Genomic DNA, 16,739 nt, shown 5'->3' with positions numbered 1-16,739 from the left:
TCGGCGGCGAGGAGGATGGGATGGCGGGGCAGCGGCTCGGACGGTCGTTCGGATGGTTGTGGGCGGCCCACGCGGCGTCCACGGTGGGCACGGCGCTGGGCTTCGGCGCCTTCCCGCTGATCGCCGTCGCGGTGCTGGAGGCGGGCCCGGCCGAGGTGTCGGCGCTGGCGGCCACCGGCCTGGCGGCGGGCGCGCTGCTGGCGCTGCCGCTCGGGCCGTGGGTGGAGACGCGGCGTAAGAAGCCGATCATGATCGGCGCGGACCTCCTGCGCTGCCTGGCGCTGCTGACGATCCCGCTCGCCCACCTCCTCGACCTGCTGAGCTATCCCCAGCTACTGCTCGTCGCGGTGCTCTCGGCGGCGGCGAACATCGCGTTCACCTCCGCGAGCGGCGCCTACCTGAAGCAGATCGTCCGTCCCGCGGACCTGCTGACCGCCAACAGCCGGTTCGAGACCACCACCTGGACCGCCACCGCCGTCGGCCCCACTGTGGGCGGCGCGGCCATCAGCCTGCTCGGCCCGGTCGTCACCGTGCTTGCCAACGGCGCGGGCTTGCTGCTCTCGGCGCTGGGGATCGGCGCGATCCGAGAACGCGAGGTCGCGCCGGTCGCGCGAGGCACGCGATGGCGAGCGGCGGACCTGGTCCAGGGCTGGCGCTTCATCCACGCCGACCCGCACCTGCGTCCGCTGTTCCGGAACACCGTCGCGGTCAACGCCCTCGTCATGGCCACCGAGCCGCTGCTCGCCGTCCTGTTGCTGGCCGAACTCGACTGGGCGGCATGGCAATACGGAATCGCTTTCGGCCTGCCGTGCGTCGGCGGATTCGTCGGCGCTCAGCTCGCGCGCCGCCTGCGGGTTCGCTTCGGTCACCGCAGGGTCCTGCTCGCGGCCGGGGTCCTGCGCGCCGTTCCGCCGGTCGCACTCGCCCTGGTGGTGCCCGGGGCAGCGGGTGTGGTCATGGTGATCACCGTGCAACTGGTGTTGCTCACCTGCATGGGCGTGTTCGTTCCGTTGTTCGCCACCGAACGCCTCCAGCGGGTTCCCGACGACCGGATCGGCCGGGTGCTGGTCTCGTGGAACATCACGAGCAAGGCCGCGATCGCCGCGCTGACCGCGCTGTGGGGGGTGCTCGGCGCACTCGTCGGCTCCCGCGTCGCCATCGGCCTCGCCGGTCTGCTGCTGCTGGCGACACCACTGCTGCTGATCGAACGGGATCGGCCTACGCCGGAGGCGATCGAGCCGCGCACGCCGGTCCCGGCGCGGACGTCCTGATCCGGCTACGCGCGGTCAGTGCTCCTTCTTGGCCGGCGGGACGAGCAGCACCGGCCGGTGACAGTGCCGCAGCACCGCGTCGGCGACGCTGCTGTGCAGCAGTGCCCGCAGGCCGCTCACCCCCCTGGTCCCCGCGACGATGATGTCGACGTCCAGTTCGTCGGCGGTTTCCACGATCGCGTTCCACACGCTCGTGGTGCATTCGACGGTGCGCGCCTCGGCCGCGAAGCCTGCCAGTTTCGCCAGCCGCACACCTTCGGTATTGACGGTGCGGGCGTCGACGTAGGCGACGTCCTCGAGTTCCTCGTCGGGCACCCAGTCCGGCGCCACCACCCCCGAGAGCCCGGACAGCCGGGCGGCCTGCAGCACCATCGGCTCCCACGCGGTGAGCACCACGGCGCGCTCGGCGGACAGGAACCGCCCCGCGTATTCGATTGCGCGCTTGGCATTCTCGGAGCCGTCGTAGGCGATGAGCATCAGATCGCATGTCACCGGTAGACCTCCTGCCTGGAGTCCTGCTGCCAGGCTACTCCCGGGCGGTCCCGCCGGGCGGTCCCGACGCGCGCCCGCCCGCGAGTCCGATCCGCGCGCGCACTACCGTGGAGCCCCATGCGGAAGACGCCCTTGGTCCTGCTCGCCCTGTGCGCGGTCGTCACGACCGCCTGTTCCGGCGGCACGACCACGGCCACCTCCACGTCACAGGCCCAGCCGTCCGCGTCCGCGACCGCGTCCGAGCAGCCGACCACCGCGTCGAGCGCCCCGGTGGCCGCCGACTGCGGCGCGCAATTCCTCGCCGGATTGACCCCTCGGCGCAAGCTGGCGCAGCTGCTCACCGTGGGCGTCACCGGCGTGGCCGACGCGACGAACGCGGTCGGCGGCGAAGGCGTCGGCGGCATCTTCGTCGGCAGCTGGACCGACCCCTCGTTGCTGGCCGACGGCCTGCTCGGCCAGGTGCAGGCCGCCTCCGCGGTACCGGTGATGGTGACCATCGACGAGGAGGGCGGCCGCGTGTCCCGCGCCCGCGATCTCATCGGCGCGGCCCCCTCGGCCCGCGAGACCGCCGCCACCATGACCCCCGAGCAGTTCTACGAGGCCACCCTCGTGCGCGGCCGGGCGCTGAAGGACCTCGGCGTGACCGTCAACTTCGCCCCCGACGTCGACGTCAGCTCCCAGGCCGACGACACCGTCATCGGCGACCGCTCCTTCTCCGACGATCCGGCCGTGGTCACCAGCTATGCCGATGCCTACATCCGCGCGATGCGCGAGGTCGGCGTCGGCACCGTCATGAAGCACTTCCCCGGCCACGGCTCCGGCTCCGGTGACTCGCACACCGGAGCGGTGCGTACCCCGCCGCTGGATCAGCTGCAGACCGTCGACCTGGTGCCCTACCGCGACCTGATCGGTTCCGGCGCGGCCGTGATGGTCGGCCACCTCGACGTGCCCGGCCTGACCACCCCGGACGTGCCCGCCAGCATCAGTCCCCAGGTGATGTCGCTGCTGCGCGAGGGCGTCGGCTACGGCGCGGCCCCCTTCGAGGGCCCGATCTTCACCGACGACCTCGGCGGCATGGCCGCGATCACCGCCAGGATGGGCATCGAGCAGGCTGTCGAAGCGGCCCTGGTCGCCGGTGCCGACAATGCCCTGTGGATCACCACCGACGCCCTGACCTCGGTACTCGATCAACTGGAGCAGGCCGTGGCGAGCGGTAGGCTGCCCGCCGAGCAGGTGGATGCCTCGGTGCTGCGGATGGCCGCCTACAAGGGTCTGCTGACCTGTTGAGACGATCTGACGAGGACGGATCGGCCGTCGCCGAACTTACCTTGGAGTAACATCAGGGCTTCGGTATGAGGTAGGAGAGCGGATGGCGGGCGGAACGAAACGACTTCCCCGAGCGGTGCGTGAGCAGCAGATGCTCGACGCCGCCGTGGAAGTGTTCGCGCGCAAAGGCTTCCACGAGACGTCGATGGACGCCATCGCGGCCGAGGCCAAGATCTCCAAGCCCATGCTGTACCTCTACTACGGCTCCAAGGACGAGCTGTTCCGCGCCTGCATCCAACGCGAGGGCGCCCGGCTGATCGAGTCGGTCGCACCCGCGGGCAACCCCCTGCTCACCCCGCATGAGCAGTTGCGTACCGCCCTGGAAGCCTTCCTCGGCTTCGTCGACCAGAACCGCCGCTCCTGGCAGGTCCTCTACCGGCAGGCACTCGGCCAGGAGACCTTCGCCTCGGAGATCGACAACGCCCGCGAACGGGTCATCGAACTCACCGCCAAGCTGCTGGAATCCAGCGCCAAACATCCCGAACCCGGCACCAACTTCGACATCGTCGCCGCCGCCGTCATCGGCGCGGGCGAGGCCATCGCCGACCGGGTCGCGGGCGGTCGCATCGAGGTTGCCCAGGCCGTCGACCTGCTCGACGATCTGGCGTGGCGCGGCCTGGCGGGTCGCAAGAAGTCGGATTAGCCGCGCCGGTCGCCGCCGCCCCGCAGCCGCGGCGCACGGAGCGAACCAGTCACGCTCGGACGGGCTGCGGCAGTCCAGCAGACCGCTCGGTCGGAGAAATCGCTCGCTCGGCTCCGGCTCGCATGCGATCCCGGCACGAACTCCCGGACTCAGGGTGTCGGCATCCGCCTGACATGAAGGGAAGATCCAGCGCGAGGATGCCAGGATGTGTCCGTTGCGCCGCCCGGATCCCGGTGTCAAGATGTGGCGCTGGTGATGGACGGGCGGATCGGCGCCTGGGGAGGAATTCAGGGGCCGCGATGTTCGGGATGTTGAGGCCGTGTTCGCACGGTGCGGCGAAGTACGGGATCGACAGTTCGCAGTGGCAGTCGCATATGTGCGGTCTGTGCCTGGGCCTGCGCGACGGGCACGGTCAGCTCGCCAGGACGGCGACCAATACCGACGCGATCGTGCTCAGCGTCCTCACCGAGGCCCAGTTCGTGGAACCCGCCGAGCGGGTCACCGCGGGCCGGTGCGCGCTGCGGGCCATGCGGCGCGCCGAGGTCGCCCCCGCGGCCGCCCCGGGTGTCCGGCTGGCCACCACCGCCTCCCTGCTGCTCGGCTCGGCGGCGCTGCGCGACCATGTGGACGACGGTGACGCCGCCGCACCGATCCGCCGACCGCTGGCACGGGTGTCGGCGTCCTGGACCGCGGGCGCCAGGACCCAGGCGGCGCTGATCGGCCTCGATCTGGACCCGTTGGTCGCCGAGATCGCCGCGCAGACCGAACGTGAGCGCACGAGCACCGACCTCGCCGCGCTCACCGCCTCCACCGAGGTGTGCGCCGCCGAGTTCTTCGCCCACACGGCGGTACTGGCCGGACGCCCCGAGAACGTGGACGAGCTGCGCTCCGCCGGAAGGAATTTCGGCCGTATCGCCCACCTCGCCGACGCGGTCGCCGATCTCGCCGACGACCGCGCCGCGGGACGCTTCAACCCGCTGGACGCTTCGCGCACCCCGCTCGCCGACGCCTACGACCTGATCCACGAGTCCGACGCGCGGCTACGCCGATCGCTGGTCGCCGCCGAGCTGGCCGAGGTCCCCACCGTGCGCTGGATGCTGCTCGATCCGCTGCACGCCCTCGTGCACCGGGTCGGACGCGCCATCCCCGATGCCATCACCCACGCGTGCGGCACTTCCCATGCCGAGCACGGGCTTTCGGTCGTGGCCCGCACTCGAAAGCCGCCACCGACCCGCCGCCCGGGCATCGGCGAGAAGATCGCGCTGACCCTCGGCGTGTACTGCACCGGCTACGCCTGCTTCGCCGAGCACACCAACCCGTGCACCGGCAAGCGTGAAGACGCCTGGTGGAAGAGCTGCTGCGACTGCGGCAACTGCTGCTCGGGGTGCCCCGATTGCGGCGATTGCTGCAGCTGCAATTGCTGCGACTGCTGACCACCACGACAACCGGCTGCCGCCGACGCTGATCGCGACGCACGCTCGGGGACCTCGACGACGGCCGGTCCGCTGCCGAACGGAACGGCTACCTCTCCGGCACGCTCGGCCAGAGGCCGCCTGGCGCACCGGAATAGGCACCCGACAATGCGAAACCGCTCCCGAATCACAGAGATTCGGGAGCGGTTCCACGTGAATCATTCGGCCGCGAGACAACACAGCGGCCATGATGAAGCCGAACGGCTCAGCGCAATGTGGCCGTTAGATGCGGATACCCCTTCTTCGGGTGCCGCATCGCCAGATCCCACCCACCGTCCACCCGATCGGCGTACACGTTCACCGTGGCGGGCAGCAGCACCGGCTTGCCGAACTTCACCGAGTACGACACCTTCTCCGGAATGCGTCCTTCGACCGTGCTCAGGATGGTGGCCGCCGACCACATACCGTGTGCGATGGCCTTCGGGAACCCGAAAGCCTTGGCGCCCAACGCCGAGGTGTGGATCGGGTTGTGATCACCGGAGGCGTTCGCGTAGCGGGTGATCATCTGCTGATCGACCTTCAGCGTGCGCAGCGGCGGCGGGGGCACCTCCTCCGGCTTCGGCTCCGGCTTGGGCTCGCCCGACAGCGAGGTCTTCTGCTGGTGCAGGAAGGTGGTCACCTGCCGCCACACCAGCTCCCGGCCCACGCTGACCTCGGTGACGGCGTCGACCATCAGCCCACGCGGATGCTCGCGCAGGTTCTCGATGTGGGTGCGCAGGTCCAGCGGTTCGCTGACCGAGATCTCGCGGGTCCGCTCGATCAGGTTCTGCGCGTGCACCGCGCCGACCGCCACGAACGGGAAGTCCCGCGCCACCACCAATTTCATCGCCAGCGGGAAGCTGAGGATGAACGGGTAGGTCAGCGGCAGGGTGTCGCTGTAGCGCAGGCCGGTCGCGCGGCAGTAGTCGGCCAGGTGGTCGGGGTCGACTCGCAGGCCCGTCAACTCCACCACCCGGTCGGGGATGGTCTGCTTGCGGGACGTGCCCAGCGGCACCGCGCCCAGCGCCGCCTGTGCGAACAGCGTGGAGTTCTTCGGCGTCTCGCGCAGCGAGATCACCTGTGTCGTGTCCGATCCCATGTGTTACCTCACGCCCCGAGCATGGCCTGGCCGCACACGCGCACCACATTGCCGTTGACGGCGTTGGATCCGGGGCTCGCGAAGTAGGCGATGGCCTCGGCGACGTCGACGGTCTGACCGCCCTGCAGCAGCGAACTCATCAGCCGGCCCGCCTCGCGGGTGCCGACCGGGATGGCGGCGGTCATGGCGGTCTCGATGAAGCCGGGGGCCACCGCGTTGATGGTGATGCCCTTCTCGGCCAGCTTCGGGGCCTCGGCCTGCACCATGCCGATGACACCCGCTTTGGACGCGCCGTAGTTGGTCTGGCCGCGGTTGCCCGCGATGCCCGCGATGGAGGACACGTCGATCACCCGGCCGCCCTCCTTCAGCACGCCCTTGGCGACCAGCGCCTCGGTGATGCGGTACGGGGCGGCCAGATTTACGCCGATGACCGCGTTCCAGCGGGCGTCGTCCATATTGGCCAGCAGCTTGTCGCGGGTGATGCCCGCGTTGTGCACGATGATGTCGAGCCCGCCGAAACGCTCGGCGACGAACGCGGCCAGCTTGTCGGCGGCGTCGGGCGCGGTGACGTCGAGGGCGAGCGCGGTGCCGCCGACCTTGTTGGCGGTTTCCGAGAGCGCGTCACCGGCGGCCGGGATGTCGGCGACGATCACCGTCGCACCGTCGCGGGCGAAGACCTCGGCGATGGTCGCGCCGATGCCGCGCGCGGCGCCGGTGACCACGGCGACCTTGCCCGCCAGCGGCTTGGCCCAATCGGCGGGCGCGGTGGCGTCGTCCTTGCCGACCCGGATGACCTGGCCGGAGACGAAGGCGGACTTGGCCGAGAGCAGGAAGCGCAGCGTCGACTCCAGGCCGGTCGCGCCGGTCGCGGCCTCGGGATGCAGGTAGACCAGCTGGGCGGTGGCGCCGCGCAGCAGTTCCTTGCCGACCGAGCGGGTGAAGCCCTCGAGCGCCCGCTGGGCGATCTGCTCCTCGACGCTCGCGGCCAGTTCCGGCGTGGTGCCGATGACCACGAGACGGCCGGAGGGCGCGACGCTGCGCATGGCGGGCTGGAAGAACTCGTAGAGCTGGGAGAGGTCCTCGATGGCACCGATGCCGGTGGCGTCGAAGACGAGCGCGCCGTACTTGACGCCTTGGGCGGGCGCGTCGGCGATCTCGTAGTCGCTCAGCAGCTCGCGCAGCGGCTCGACGACCCGGCCCTTGCCGCCGAGCAGCACCGGACCGGGCAGGGCGGGCTCACCCGGGGTATAGCGGCGCAGCGTTTCCGGCTGGGGCAGGCCCAGCTTGCTCGCCAGGAAGTGACCGGGGGCGGAGTGGACGAACGATCCGTAGAGGTTGGGTGCACCCTTGCTCTTGGCTGCCACAGTTCCTCCCTTTTCTCTCTCGTTGTAGCCGGTGTGGTGGCGCCCCGCTCGCACGGGCGTTCGGGTCGGGCCGGGGCGGAATCGTCTCGCGGGGAGTCGATCTTGCGGCTGCGACCACATTCGCGGGGTGCGGTGTCGACAATTAACTTACTCCAGAGTAAGTTTAATGTAAACCGCAGCGACGCGGTGCTTCAGCCGCATGGACGCGGATCGCGCGGCCGCCGCGGCAGCCCGTGTCACCGCACCGCGTACCCACTTCGGTCGCGCGGTACCGCAGCTGAGACATCCATACCGACGAGACTTGGAGAGCCGAGTGACCACAGCCAGCGCCAGCACCCCGAAGACCGCACGTCCGGTCGCCATCGTGGGCGGCAACCGCATCCCGTTCGCTCGTTCGGACAAGGCGTACGCGAAGGCGTCGAACCAGGACATGTTCACCGCCGCCCTGGACGGCCTGGTGAGCCGCTTCAACTTGCAGGGCGAGCGGCTGGGCATGGTCGTCGGCGGCGCGGTGCTCAAGCGCGTCGGCGAGCACAGCTTGATCCGTGAGAGCGTGCTCGGCAGCCGCCTCTCGCCCTACACCCCCGCCCACGACCTGCAGCTCGCCTGCGGGACCGGCATGCAGTCGGTGGTCACCGTGGCCGACGCCATCGCGCTGGGCCGCATCGACGCGGGCATCGGCGGCGGCACCGACACCACCTCCGACGCCCCGATCGGCGTCAGCGAGCCGATGCGCGAATGGATGCTGAAGATCAACCGCGCCCGCTCCGGCAAGGAGCGCGCGAAGCTGGTCGGCCAGTTGCGCCCGAGCATGATCGGCATCGAGATCCCGCGCAATGCCGAGCCGCGCACCGGTATGTCGATGGGTGAGCACGCCGCCGTCACCACCAAGGAATTCGGCATCAGCCGCGAGGCGCAGGACGAGCTGGCCTACCTCTCGCACAAGAACATGGCCGCCGCCTACGACCGCGGCTTCTTCGACGACCTGGTCACCCCCTTCCTCGGCCTGACCCGCGACGACAACCTGCGCCCGGACTCCTCGATCGAGAAGCTCGCCACCCTGAAGCCGGTCTTCGGCGTCAAGGCCGGCGGCGCGACGATGACCGCGGGCAACTCCACCCCGCTCACCGACGGCGCGTCCGCGGTGCTGCTGTCCAGCGACGAGTGGGCCGCGCAGCGCAGCCTGCCGGTGCTGGCCCACCTGGTCGACTCCGAGGTCGCCGCCGTCGACTACGTGCACGGCCCCGACGGCCTGCTGATGGCCCCCACCTACGCGGTTCCGCGCCTGCTCGCCCGCAACGGCCTCACCCTGCAGGACTTCGACTACTACGAGATCCACGAGGCGTTCGCCTCCGTCGTGCTGGCCACCCTGCAGGCCTGGGAGTCCGACCAGTACTGCAAGGAGCGCCTGGGTCTGGACGGCGCGCTCGGCTCGATCGACCGCGGCAAGCTCAATGTCAACGGCTCCTCGCTGGCCGCGGGCCATCCCTTCGCCGCGACCGGCGGTCGCATCATCGCCGCCGCCGCCAAGCAGCTCGCCGAGAACGGCGGCGGTCGCGCGCTGATCTCGGTTTGCGCGGCGGGCGGTCAGGGCGTGGTCGCCATCATCGAGCGCTGACCCAGGGATTCCGGAGGGGCGCCCACGGATCGCGGACCGCCGAGCGCTGGGGGCTCGGCGGGTCCGCGGGCGCCATGCCTCTCCGGAACCACGTCCCCACCTGTGCCTGCCCGAGAAGTCGAGTAGTCCCATACGCAGGTCCGGCTCGGGTCAGCTGGGTAACGTCCGCTTCAACACACATCCGATCGCTTCGAGGTGGGAAGAAGGCGATGGCACATGTGGTGCCGGGCGGTAGCAGTGCTGGCGTTGGGTGCGATGGGTGTGCTCGGTTGTGACGAGCAGGCGGAGTTGTCCGGGACAGAGCCGGTGCCCGCGACGGCCTCCGGTCACGGCGATCGAGAAGTTCCCGGCATCCCCGCCCCCGAGGGCGATCAGGTCGCGCCGGGGAACCCTGGTGGTCAGCGACCACAGGGACAGGCGGGTGGCTTGCCGATCGATCTCGGGGAGTATCGGTTCGGCGCCGGCTTCCTGGCCGAGAACGTGCGGCAGATCATCGCGGACACTGTCGCGCAAGGGTGTGCGGCGCAGGGACTGAGCCCGACGTGTGTGTCCGTCGTGGTCGAAACCGATCCGACGGGCGCGGAGCAGGGCTGCCTCGCAGACATGCCGCCGAGCACGCTGTTGTTCTCGAGGATGGACCGGCCCTTCTTCAGCGGTGCCGAAAAGCGTAGCGGGGCCACGGCGGCGGTCGGCGAGACCGTCGTCGTCTACGCCGTTCCGTGCCGTGTATCGACGGAACCCTCGACCGAGTCCACGCATCCCACCGACGCCCAGTCCCCGACGACCATCGACACGCCGACCGAAGAAGCCGGGCCCGGTGCCCCTTCCGACGACGGAGGCGAAACGACTGGCCCGACCCGAACGGACGGCCCCGGCGATGGCTGACTCCTCCCCACCGCCCGATTCGACTGCCGCCGGACCCGAGACAGCCGCGAGCGCGACGTCGGCCTTCACGGGTCTGCCCCAGGTCGCTCAGATCATCGGCCAGTTCGTGGCTCCGGCGACACTGCTCGCGGGTCTGCTGTTCTACTGGGGCTTCTTCCATGCGCGCGGCTTCTGCGCCTACTTCGGCGTGAATTCGGCGGTATTGGGGCTGAGCACCACCGATTACGTGATGCGAAGTGCGGACGGGCTCTTCGTCCCGGTCGCGGTAGTCGGTGCCGTCGTGCTGGCTCTGGTCTGGGGATGGTCGATCCTGCCCGGGACGATCCGCCGTGCCCGGATTCCTGGCCGCTTCCTCTGGGCATTCGCGGTCGTCGCGTTGCTGCTCGTGGCCAACGGCCTCTCCCGGCTCCTCGTGGACATGACATTCAACCGCGGCCTCGGTGTCGCACCGCTCTGCTTCATCGTGGGGGTGCTGATCCTGTCTGTCGTGGTGCGGGTGCGGCGTGCGCAGCTGCACCAGCTCGAGGGTGATCGCGCGGCCCCGGACCACGCGCTCGCCCCACTGGAATGGGGATTGCTGCTGTTACTGGTCGGGGGAGCATTCTTCTGGGGGGCGACCGACTATTCGCTGGCCGTCGGCACCGGCCGGGCAGCGCAGGTCGCTCGCAACTTGCCGACAGCCCCGAGCGTGGTCGTGTTCAGCGAGAAGGGGCTCGGCTTGGACACCGAAGGCGTGACGACGACCCGGTGCGGCGATCCGGGCACCGCATACCGTTACCGCTACGACGGCATGGTGCTGGTGATGAGCACCGATCACAACTTGGTGCTGGTACCCCGAACCTGGACCCCGGGCAGCGGCCCGGCCGTCGTCCTGCCCCGCGGCGGAGTGGGCGCCGTGCGATACGAGTACACCGGTGACACCACCGTCGAACCGAGCAGCTGTTGACGGTCCGGCGGCGAGGGCGCGCTCACCGCGCCGGTCGTTCGTCGTGCCCGCCGAAGGCCAGGCGCATGGCCGAGAGCACTTTGTCCGCGTACAGCGCCTCCCCGCGCGAGGAGAACCGCCCGAACAACGCCGCCGCCAGCACCGGCGCGGGCACGCCGACGTCGATCGCGGCGTCCAGCGTCCAGCGGCCTTCCCCGGAGTCGGAGACCCGGCCGCCGAAGGAGTCCAGGTTCGGGTCGGCGTGCAGCGCGCCCGCTGTGAGGTCGAGCAGCCAGGACGCGACCACCGATCCGCGCCGCCACACTTCTGTGACTTCCGGCACATCCAGCTGATAGCGGTAGAGCTCCGGGTGAGCCAGTGGCGTTTCCTCCGCCGAGAATTCCCCTGATTGCCGCAGGCCGTAATCGGCCTTGTGCAAAATGTTCAACCCTTCGGCGTAGGCGGCCATCGCCCCGTATTCGATGCCGTTGTGCACCATTTTCACGAAATGACCAGCACCGGGGGGTCCGCAATGCAGGTAGCCGTGTTCGGCGGGCGAGGGTTCGCCGGTGCGGCCGGGGGTGCGCGGCGCGGCCTCGACACCGGGTGCGATCGACTTCCACAGCGGGTCCAGATAGGCCACCGGTCCGGAATCTCCGCCGATCATCAGACAGAAGCCGCGTTCGAGTCCGAACACTCCGCCCGAGGTGCCGACATCGACATAGTGGATGCCCTTCGGCGCGAGTTGCCGGGCGCGGGCGATGTCGTCGTGGTAGCGGCTGTTGCCACCGTCGATCACGATGTCACCGGGGTCGAGCAGGCCCGCGAGTTCGTCGATCACCGCTCCGGTCGCGCCCGCCGGAATCATCACCCACACCACCCGCGGCGTCGTCAGGGCGGCGACGAACTCGCGCAGATCGGTGCTGCCCTGAAAGGACTCCCCGAGTTCGACGCGCAGATCCTCGATGGCCGATGCCCTGCGTTCGTAGCCGACGGCGGTGTGCCCGGCGCGCACGATCCGGCGCACGATATTGCCGCCCATCCTCCCCAAGCCGATCATTCCCAGTTGCATTCCAACCCTCTCCTCGGGTGTGGCCGGTGCTGCTTCGAGGCCGATCCACTCGATTCTGCGCGCAGTGTGTAACGCCCGTGGGGATGCCTCGATAAACAGATCGGCTCCGCGCAGTTGCCAGACCCCCGACCCGGCAACCGCGCGGAGCCTTTCTCCTGTCGGGCCTGCGCGACCGTTCGCGCCGTGTTTGCCCGGCTTTCCGCCGCGCTGACGTTGTGGCGCGGGGTCGGTATCGTGGCCCGAGGTTCGTGCAGTGCGAGCCAGAAGACGTGAGCTTCACTGGGAGGACGGTTCGTGACCAGCGAGTCGAGCGCCGGACGCAGCGGCCGGAGCGACAAGCCCGGCGGTGAGGTCGGTCTACGTCGGCTCCTCGAATCGAATCGGATCGCCGACGCGCCCACCGCTGGGTTCCGCGCGCAGCAACCGGGCGAAGCGCACCGGTCCGAGGTCGATCCGCCCACCACCGCCTACCCGTACCCGGCGGTCGCCCCGGGCGCCGAGTGGCCGGGCGACTCGACGCCGACCGTGCCGCTGTCCACCTCCGCATCCCACCCTGCCGCCCAGGCCCAGGCCCAGGCCCAGGCCCAGGCCCAGGCCCAGGGCTCGCCTGTCGCGTCCGGCGGCCTGTTCGGTCAGCGGGAAGGCCGTGGCATCGCCCCCGCGGGGAAGGGCCCGGGCGGCCGGGGACCGAACGGCAGCAGACCCGGCGGCACCAGACCCGGCACCGCGCCGTGGTGGAGGTCGCCCGAGGGCAAGCGGGCGGGCATCATCGCCGGCGCGGTGTTCGCGGTCGTGGGCCTGGCCTATCTGACCGACACCGCGATGTCCGCCGGTGACGTGCCCCGTGGTGTGATCGTCGCGGGCATCGACATCGGCGGCATGGATGTCGACGATGCCGACGCGAAACTGCGCAGCGCCCTCGAGGGCCGCGACGCCCAGCAGATCGGCCTGCACCTCGGCGATGCGCGCGACAGCATGGTGCCCGCCGCCGCCGGGCTCGGCGTCGACTGGGACGGCACCTGGGATCGGATCGGCGGCCAGCCCCTCAACCCACTCACCCGCTTCGTCTCCCTTTTCGGTACCCGGGAGGTCCGGGTCGCCAGCACCGTCGACGACGCCGCGCTCGACCGGCAGCTCGACGCCCTGCAGACCCACGACAGGCCCACCGTCGAAGGCGCCATCCGCTTCGACAACGGCAGACCCGTCGCCGTCCCGCCCGCCACCGGTCGCGTCATGGACCGCCCCGAAGCCCGGACCGTGCTGATCGAGCACTGGATGGACGGCGAATCACTGATCCTGCCCATGGTTCCCGCCCCGGTCGCCGTCACCGCCGAGGCCGTCGACCGCGCCCTGCGCGAGATCGCCCAACCCGCCGTCAGCGGCGACATCGTCTTCAAGGGCAAGGGCCGCGACGCCGTGCTCACTCCCGCCCAGATCGCCACCGTGCTCTCGTTCGCCTCCGACGGACAGGGCGGCCTGGCGGTGAACTACGACCAGAACGCCGCGATCGCCGCGCTGGAACCGCAGCTGAAGGAATCGGAGGTCGAGCCGAAGGACGCCACCTTCGAGATCTCCGGCGGCAAGCCCGTCGTCGTGCCCGCCGTCATCGGCGACAAGGTCGACTGGCCCAAGACCCTCGAACAGCTGCCCGCCCTGCTCGTCGCCACCCAGCGCAGCGCGCCCGCCGTCTACGCCAAGGTCGATCCGAAGCTCACCACCGAGGCTGCCGAGAAGCTCGGAATCATCGAGCCCATGGGCGAATTCAGCACCGGCGGCTTCAGCGGCCCGTCCGGGGTGAATATCGCCGTGGTCGCCGCCAAGGTGAACGGCGCGGTCGTGAAGCCGGGAGATACGTTCTCCCTCAACGAATTCACCGGCCCGCGCGGCACCGCCGAGGGCTACGTCGAGTCCGGCATCATCGACCACGGCAGGCCGAGCACCGCGGTCGGCGGCGGCATCAGCCAGTTCGCCACCACCCTCTACAACGCCGCCTACTTCGCCGGTCTCGAGGACGCGGGCCACACCGAGCACAGCTACTACATCTCGCGCTACCCCGCCGCCCGCGAGGCCACCGTCTTCGACGGCGCCATCGACCTGGCCTTCCGCAACAACACCGAAACCGGTGTCTACATCGAGGCTTTCACCACCAGCTCGCAGGTCACCGTCCGGCTGTGGGGCACCAAGAGGGTGAACGTGGAGTCGATCACCGGCGAGCGCACCAAGCCCACCGAGCCGGAGACCATCACCCTGCCCGAGGGCGACGACTGCATCGCCACCCAAGGCGCGCCCGGCTTCACGATCAGCGACACCAGGGTCATCACCGACCGGGCGACCGGCGCCGAGATCTCCCGGACCACGCGCACCGTGAAATACGATCCCATTCCGGTGGTGAAGTGCGAGCCCAAGGATGAACCTGAGAAGGCCACGGAGACCTCCGAATCCGCGGCCGGCTCCGACGACAGCGACGAGTAGCTACCGGCCCTGAATCATTGGATTCGCGCAAATGCCGGCTCGCCGGTATCCGAGCGATGCGCGCGATAGCGCGGGTGTCTCAGCCTCGCGTCGTGGCGCATCGGCGCAGGCAGGCCGGCGTGCGGAGCCGGAAAATGCGACGGATTGACGTTGCCCGGACACCTCTGTTTCAAACGTTACTGTTTCAGATGGTGAAATAGATCACATAATTGCTGAAAATTATCTGGCTGCCACCAGTTCTATGGGGTCGTTGTCGGTCTCTCGTCGCACGCCGAAGGGGTGGCGCGAACTGGACTGCCGTCCAAGATTTTGGCGCCCATCCGCCATGCGTCGCCGCGACGTCGCAGTGAATGGTGTTCGTGACCGGGGAATCAAGGGTTTCGCCCGTAGGCCGAGCGAACGACAAATGCTCCGAGGTGCGAAAAGAAGCCGAGCGAACGGTTCGCTCGAAACGGCTAACCGATGGTTACTGTGTTGTCCGGCATCCCAGTTCGCGGCCCTATTTCCTGTGAAAAGCCCGTGATAGAACTTTGGCCGATGATCATCACCGCGGTGATCGAGAAGAATTCTCAGGGGAGATTTCACATGATGATTCGCAAGATCGGTTTCGCCTTGGCCGCTTCCGCGGGCCTGCTCCTGGCCGGCTCCGGTATCGCCGCCGCCGAGGAGACCCCGGCCGACCCGGCCCCCACCGCCCCGAGCACCGGTTCGGCGGACAGCCTGGCCGCGCTGCTCGGTGGTCTGCTGGGTGGCGGCACCACCACCCCGCCGGCCGATCCTTCCGACGTGGCCGAGGAGACCCCGGCCGATCCGGCCGATCCTGCCCCGAGCACCGGTTCGGCGGACAGCCTGGCCGCGCTGCTCGGTGGTCTGCTGGGTGGCGGCACCACCACCCCGCCGGCCGATCCTTCCGACGTGGCCGAGGAGACCCCGGCCGATCCGGCCGATCCTGCCCCGAGCACCGGTTCGGCGGACAGCCTGGCCGCGCTGCTCGGTGGTCTGCTGGGCGGTGGCACCACCACCCCGCCCGCTGATCCTGCCGCCTCGTAATCGACTCCGCGTGATGCCGACGAGTGGTCCGGATTCTTCCGGTCCGCTCGTTTTCTTTTCCGCTCCAATCTGTGAAATAGATGGCCCTGACAGAGGCCCTATTTCTTGTGTCAATGCCGCGACACACCTCGGTCGATGATCATCGCCGCGGTGATCGAGAAGAATTCTCAGGGGAGATTTCACATGATGATTCGCAAGATCGGTTTCGCCTTGGCCGCTTCCGCGGGCCTGCTCCTGGCCGGCTCCGGTATCGCCGCCGCCGAGGAGACCCCGGCCGACCCGGCCCCCACCGCCCCGAGCACCGGCTCGGCGGACAGTCTGGCCGCCCTCCTGGCGGGCCTGATCGGTGGCGGTGGCGGGACCCCGGTGCCGTCCGACCCCGCCGACATCGTCGCGCCGGGGGAGCCCTCCCCGAACGCAGGTTCGGCCGACAGCCTGACCGGCGTCCTGCTCCCGCTGCTGCTCTCCGGCTCGGCCGACGCCCCCGTCCCCAGCTGAGTGATCGACCTCGCGCGAGCGGTCCGGATCCTCCGGGCCGCTCGTTCCCGTTTCCGCAGAATTCGGGTGCGTCCCTGGTCTCTTTTCCACCCACCTCGGGAGGTCGCGAAGTGGAGCCGAGGGCAGGGCGTACCCCGTACCGCGAAAGGCACGGGTTCACATATCGCCTGCCACCTCGATCGGCCTGCTGCGTTCCGCTGTCGGTTGGTGTGAACGCGGGCCGGGAATTACTCGGCCCGCCGGGACTGGGCTGTTGCACAGAGCCATTGGCCGTCGGCCGCAGCGCCGGGGAACCCGGATGCCGACCGACGCGCCGCGCCCAGCAGCCACGCTGGAACCGTCCGAGTCCGCCTTTACCGGTCGGCTCTGTGTCATCGGAATGGGTGCAGTGGCCCCTCTGACGGGCGACGACCACGCGGGCAAGGCGTGTCACCCGTGCCGGGACAGACGGGCGCAGCTGTGCAAGCGGGGGAGAGTGGCGGAAATGCCAGAATCGGTTTAGTAGGCTCTTGCCTACGGTGCGAATCTGCTGGTACCAGGTTCTCACCCAGGCCCCGGATGGTGTTGACGCAC

General features: G+C 69.7%; 14 protein-coding genes. 10 read left to right on the top strand and 4 right to left on the bottom strand.

All coding sequences use genetic code 11. The features are described from left to right. The first annotated feature begins 20 nt into the window (after positions 1 to 20). Positions 21 to 1,271 (top strand): MFS transporter, encoded by a 1,251-nt coding sequence (locus IU449_RS18700; RefSeq protein ID WP_195003411.1) that lies wholly within the window; start codon positions 21 to 23, stop codon positions 1,269 to 1,271. Between the two features lie 15 nt (positions 1,272 to 1,286). On the opposite strand, the gene IU449_RS18695 is transcribed toward IU449_RS18700, so the two are convergent. Continuing rightward, the gene (locus tag IU449_RS18695; RefSeq protein WP_195003410.1) at positions 1,287 to 1,763 is read right to left on the bottom strand and encodes a universal stress protein; all 477 of its coding nucleotides are present in this window, start codon (positions 1,761 to 1,763) and stop codon (positions 1,287 to 1,289) included. Between the two features lie 117 nt (positions 1,764 to 1,880). Between IU449_RS18695 and IU449_RS18690 the strand changes: the two genes are divergently transcribed. The 3 genes from IU449_RS18690 (at position 1,881) to IU449_RS18680 (ending at position 5,165) form a co-directional block, all read left to right on the top strand. Then, positions 1,881 to 3,050 carry a glycoside hydrolase family 3 N-terminal domain-containing protein gene (locus tag IU449_RS18690; RefSeq protein WP_195003409.1) on the top strand — a complete coding sequence of 390 codons (1,170 nt, stop codon included), beginning with the start codon at positions 1,881 to 1,883 and terminating at the stop codon, positions 3,048 to 3,050. Between the two features lie 82 nt (positions 3,051 to 3,132). After that, the gene (locus tag IU449_RS18685; protein ID WP_195003408.1) at positions 3,133 to 3,732 is read left to right on the top strand and encodes a TetR/AcrR family transcriptional regulator; all 600 of its coding nucleotides are present in this window, start codon (positions 3,133 to 3,135) and stop codon (positions 3,730 to 3,732) included. A 299-nt stretch (positions 3,733 to 4,031) separates the two neighbouring features. Then, positions 4,032 to 5,165, top strand: coding sequence for a DUF5685 family protein (locus IU449_RS18680; protein ID WP_195003407.1), 1,134 nt, complete (start codon positions 4,032 to 4,034; stop codon positions 5,163 to 5,165). 244 nt (positions 5,166 to 5,409) lie between these two features. Here IU449_RS18680 and IU449_RS18675 read toward each other — a convergent pair whose 3' ends face one another. Both IU449_RS18675 and IU449_RS18670 read right to left on the bottom strand, forming a co-directional pair. Continuing rightward, the gene (locus IU449_RS18675; protein ID WP_195003406.1) at positions 5,410 to 6,282 is read right to left on the bottom strand and encodes a MaoC/PaaZ C-terminal domain-containing protein; all 873 of its coding nucleotides are present in this window, start codon (positions 6,280 to 6,282) and stop codon (positions 5,410 to 5,412) included. An 8-nt stretch (positions 6,283 to 6,290) separates the two neighbouring features. After that, a complete protein-coding gene (locus IU449_RS18670; RefSeq protein ID WP_195003405.1) occupies positions 6,291 to 7,646 on the bottom strand; it encodes a 3-oxoacyl-ACP reductase in 1,356 nt (451 codons plus the stop codon). A 313-nt stretch (positions 7,647 to 7,959) separates the two neighbouring features. Between IU449_RS18670 and IU449_RS18665 the strand changes: the two genes are divergently transcribed. The 3 genes from IU449_RS18665 to IU449_RS18655 all read left to right on the top strand — a co-directional run bounded on the left by IU449_RS18665 (position 7,960) and on the right by IU449_RS18655 (position 11,095). Beyond that, on the top strand, positions 7,960 to 9,264 hold the full coding sequence (locus IU449_RS18665) for an acetyl-CoA C-acetyltransferase (RefSeq protein ID WP_324188315.1): 1,305 nt from the start codon (positions 7,960 to 7,962) through the stop codon (positions 9,262 to 9,264). 426 nt (positions 9,265 to 9,690) lie between these two features. Then, positions 9,691 to 10,149 carry a hypothetical protein gene (locus IU449_RS18660; protein WP_195003403.1) on the top strand — a complete coding sequence of 153 codons (459 nt, stop codon included), beginning with the start codon at positions 9,691 to 9,693 and terminating at the stop codon, positions 10,147 to 10,149. Further along, the gene (locus tag IU449_RS18655; RefSeq protein ID WP_228805173.1) at positions 10,142 to 11,095 is read left to right on the top strand and encodes a hypothetical protein; all 954 of its coding nucleotides are present in this window, start codon (positions 10,142 to 10,144) and stop codon (positions 11,093 to 11,095) included. The genes IU449_RS18660 and IU449_RS18655 overlap by 8 nt, the downstream gene beginning before the upstream one ends. Positions 11,096 to 11,117: 22 nt before the next feature. Here IU449_RS18655 and gnd read toward each other — a convergent pair whose 3' ends face one another. After that, a complete protein-coding gene (gnd, locus tag IU449_RS18650; RefSeq protein ID WP_195003402.1) occupies positions 11,118 to 12,146 on the bottom strand; it encodes a phosphogluconate dehydrogenase (NAD(+)-dependent, decarboxylating) in 1,029 nt (342 codons plus the stop codon). A gap of 294 nt (positions 12,147 to 12,440) precedes the next feature. Here gnd and IU449_RS18645 point away from each other — a divergent pair, with 294 nt between their 5' ends. From IU449_RS18645 to IU449_RS18635, 3 genes are all read left to right on the top strand, one after another. Continuing rightward, positions 12,441 to 14,618: a VanW family protein gene (locus IU449_RS18645; RefSeq protein ID WP_324188314.1), complete on the top strand. Its 2,178-nt coding sequence runs from the start codon at positions 12,441 to 12,443 to the stop codon at positions 14,616 to 14,618. A gap of 585 nt (positions 14,619 to 15,203) precedes the next feature. Further along, positions 15,204 to 15,668, top strand: coding sequence for a hypothetical protein (locus IU449_RS18640; protein WP_195003401.1), 465 nt, complete (start codon positions 15,204 to 15,206; stop codon positions 15,666 to 15,668). Between the two features lie 183 nt (positions 15,669 to 15,851). After that, positions 15,852 to 16,166: a hypothetical protein gene (locus IU449_RS18635; protein ID WP_195003400.1), complete on the top strand. Its 315-nt coding sequence runs from the start codon at positions 15,852 to 15,854 to the stop codon at positions 16,164 to 16,166. Positions 16,167 to 16,739 lie beyond the last annotated feature (573 nt).

Source organism: Nocardia higoensis (assembly GCF_015477835.1).
In the GTDB taxonomy this organism is placed as follows: Bacteria; Actinomycetota; Actinomycetes; order Mycobacteriales; family Mycobacteriaceae; genus Nocardia; species Nocardia higoensis_A.
The sequence above is the reverse complement of the archived record's forward strand: the minus strand, read 5'-3'. Positions and strand labels throughout refer to the sequence as shown.

Bases quoted from the DNA above. Each gene is read 5' to 3' on its own strand.
- IU449_RS18640 (WP_195003401.1), top strand. From the start codon at position 15,204: ATGATGATTCGCAAGATCGGTTTCGCCTTGGCCGCTTCCGCGGGCCTG.
- IU449_RS18655 (WP_228805173.1), top strand. From the start codon at position 10,142: ATGGCTGACTCCTCCCCACCGCCCGATTCGACTGCCGCCGGACCCGAG.
- IU449_RS18690 (WP_195003409.1), top strand. From the start codon at position 1,881: ATGCGGAAGACGCCCTTGGTCCTGCTCGCCCTGTGCGCGGTCGTCACG.
- IU449_RS18635 (WP_195003400.1), top strand. From the start codon at position 15,852: ATGATGATTCGCAAGATCGGTTTCGCCTTGGCCGCTTCCGCGGGCCTG.
- gnd (WP_195003402.1), bottom strand. From the start codon at position 12,146: ATGCAACTGGGAATGATCGGCTTGGGGAGGATGGGCGGCAATATCGTG.
- IU449_RS18700 (WP_195003411.1), top strand. From the start codon at position 21: ATGGCGGGGCAGCGGCTCGGACGGTCGTTCGGATGGTTGTGGGCGGCC.
- IU449_RS18675 (WP_195003406.1), bottom strand. From the start codon at position 6,282: ATGGGATCGGACACGACACAGGTGATCTCGCTGCGCGAGACGCCGAAG.
- IU449_RS18680 (WP_195003407.1), top strand. From the start codon at position 4,032: ATGTTCGGGATGTTGAGGCCGTGTTCGCACGGTGCGGCGAAGTACGGG.
- IU449_RS18685 (WP_195003408.1), top strand. From the start codon at position 3,133: ATGGCGGGCGGAACGAAACGACTTCCCCGAGCGGTGCGTGAGCAGCAG.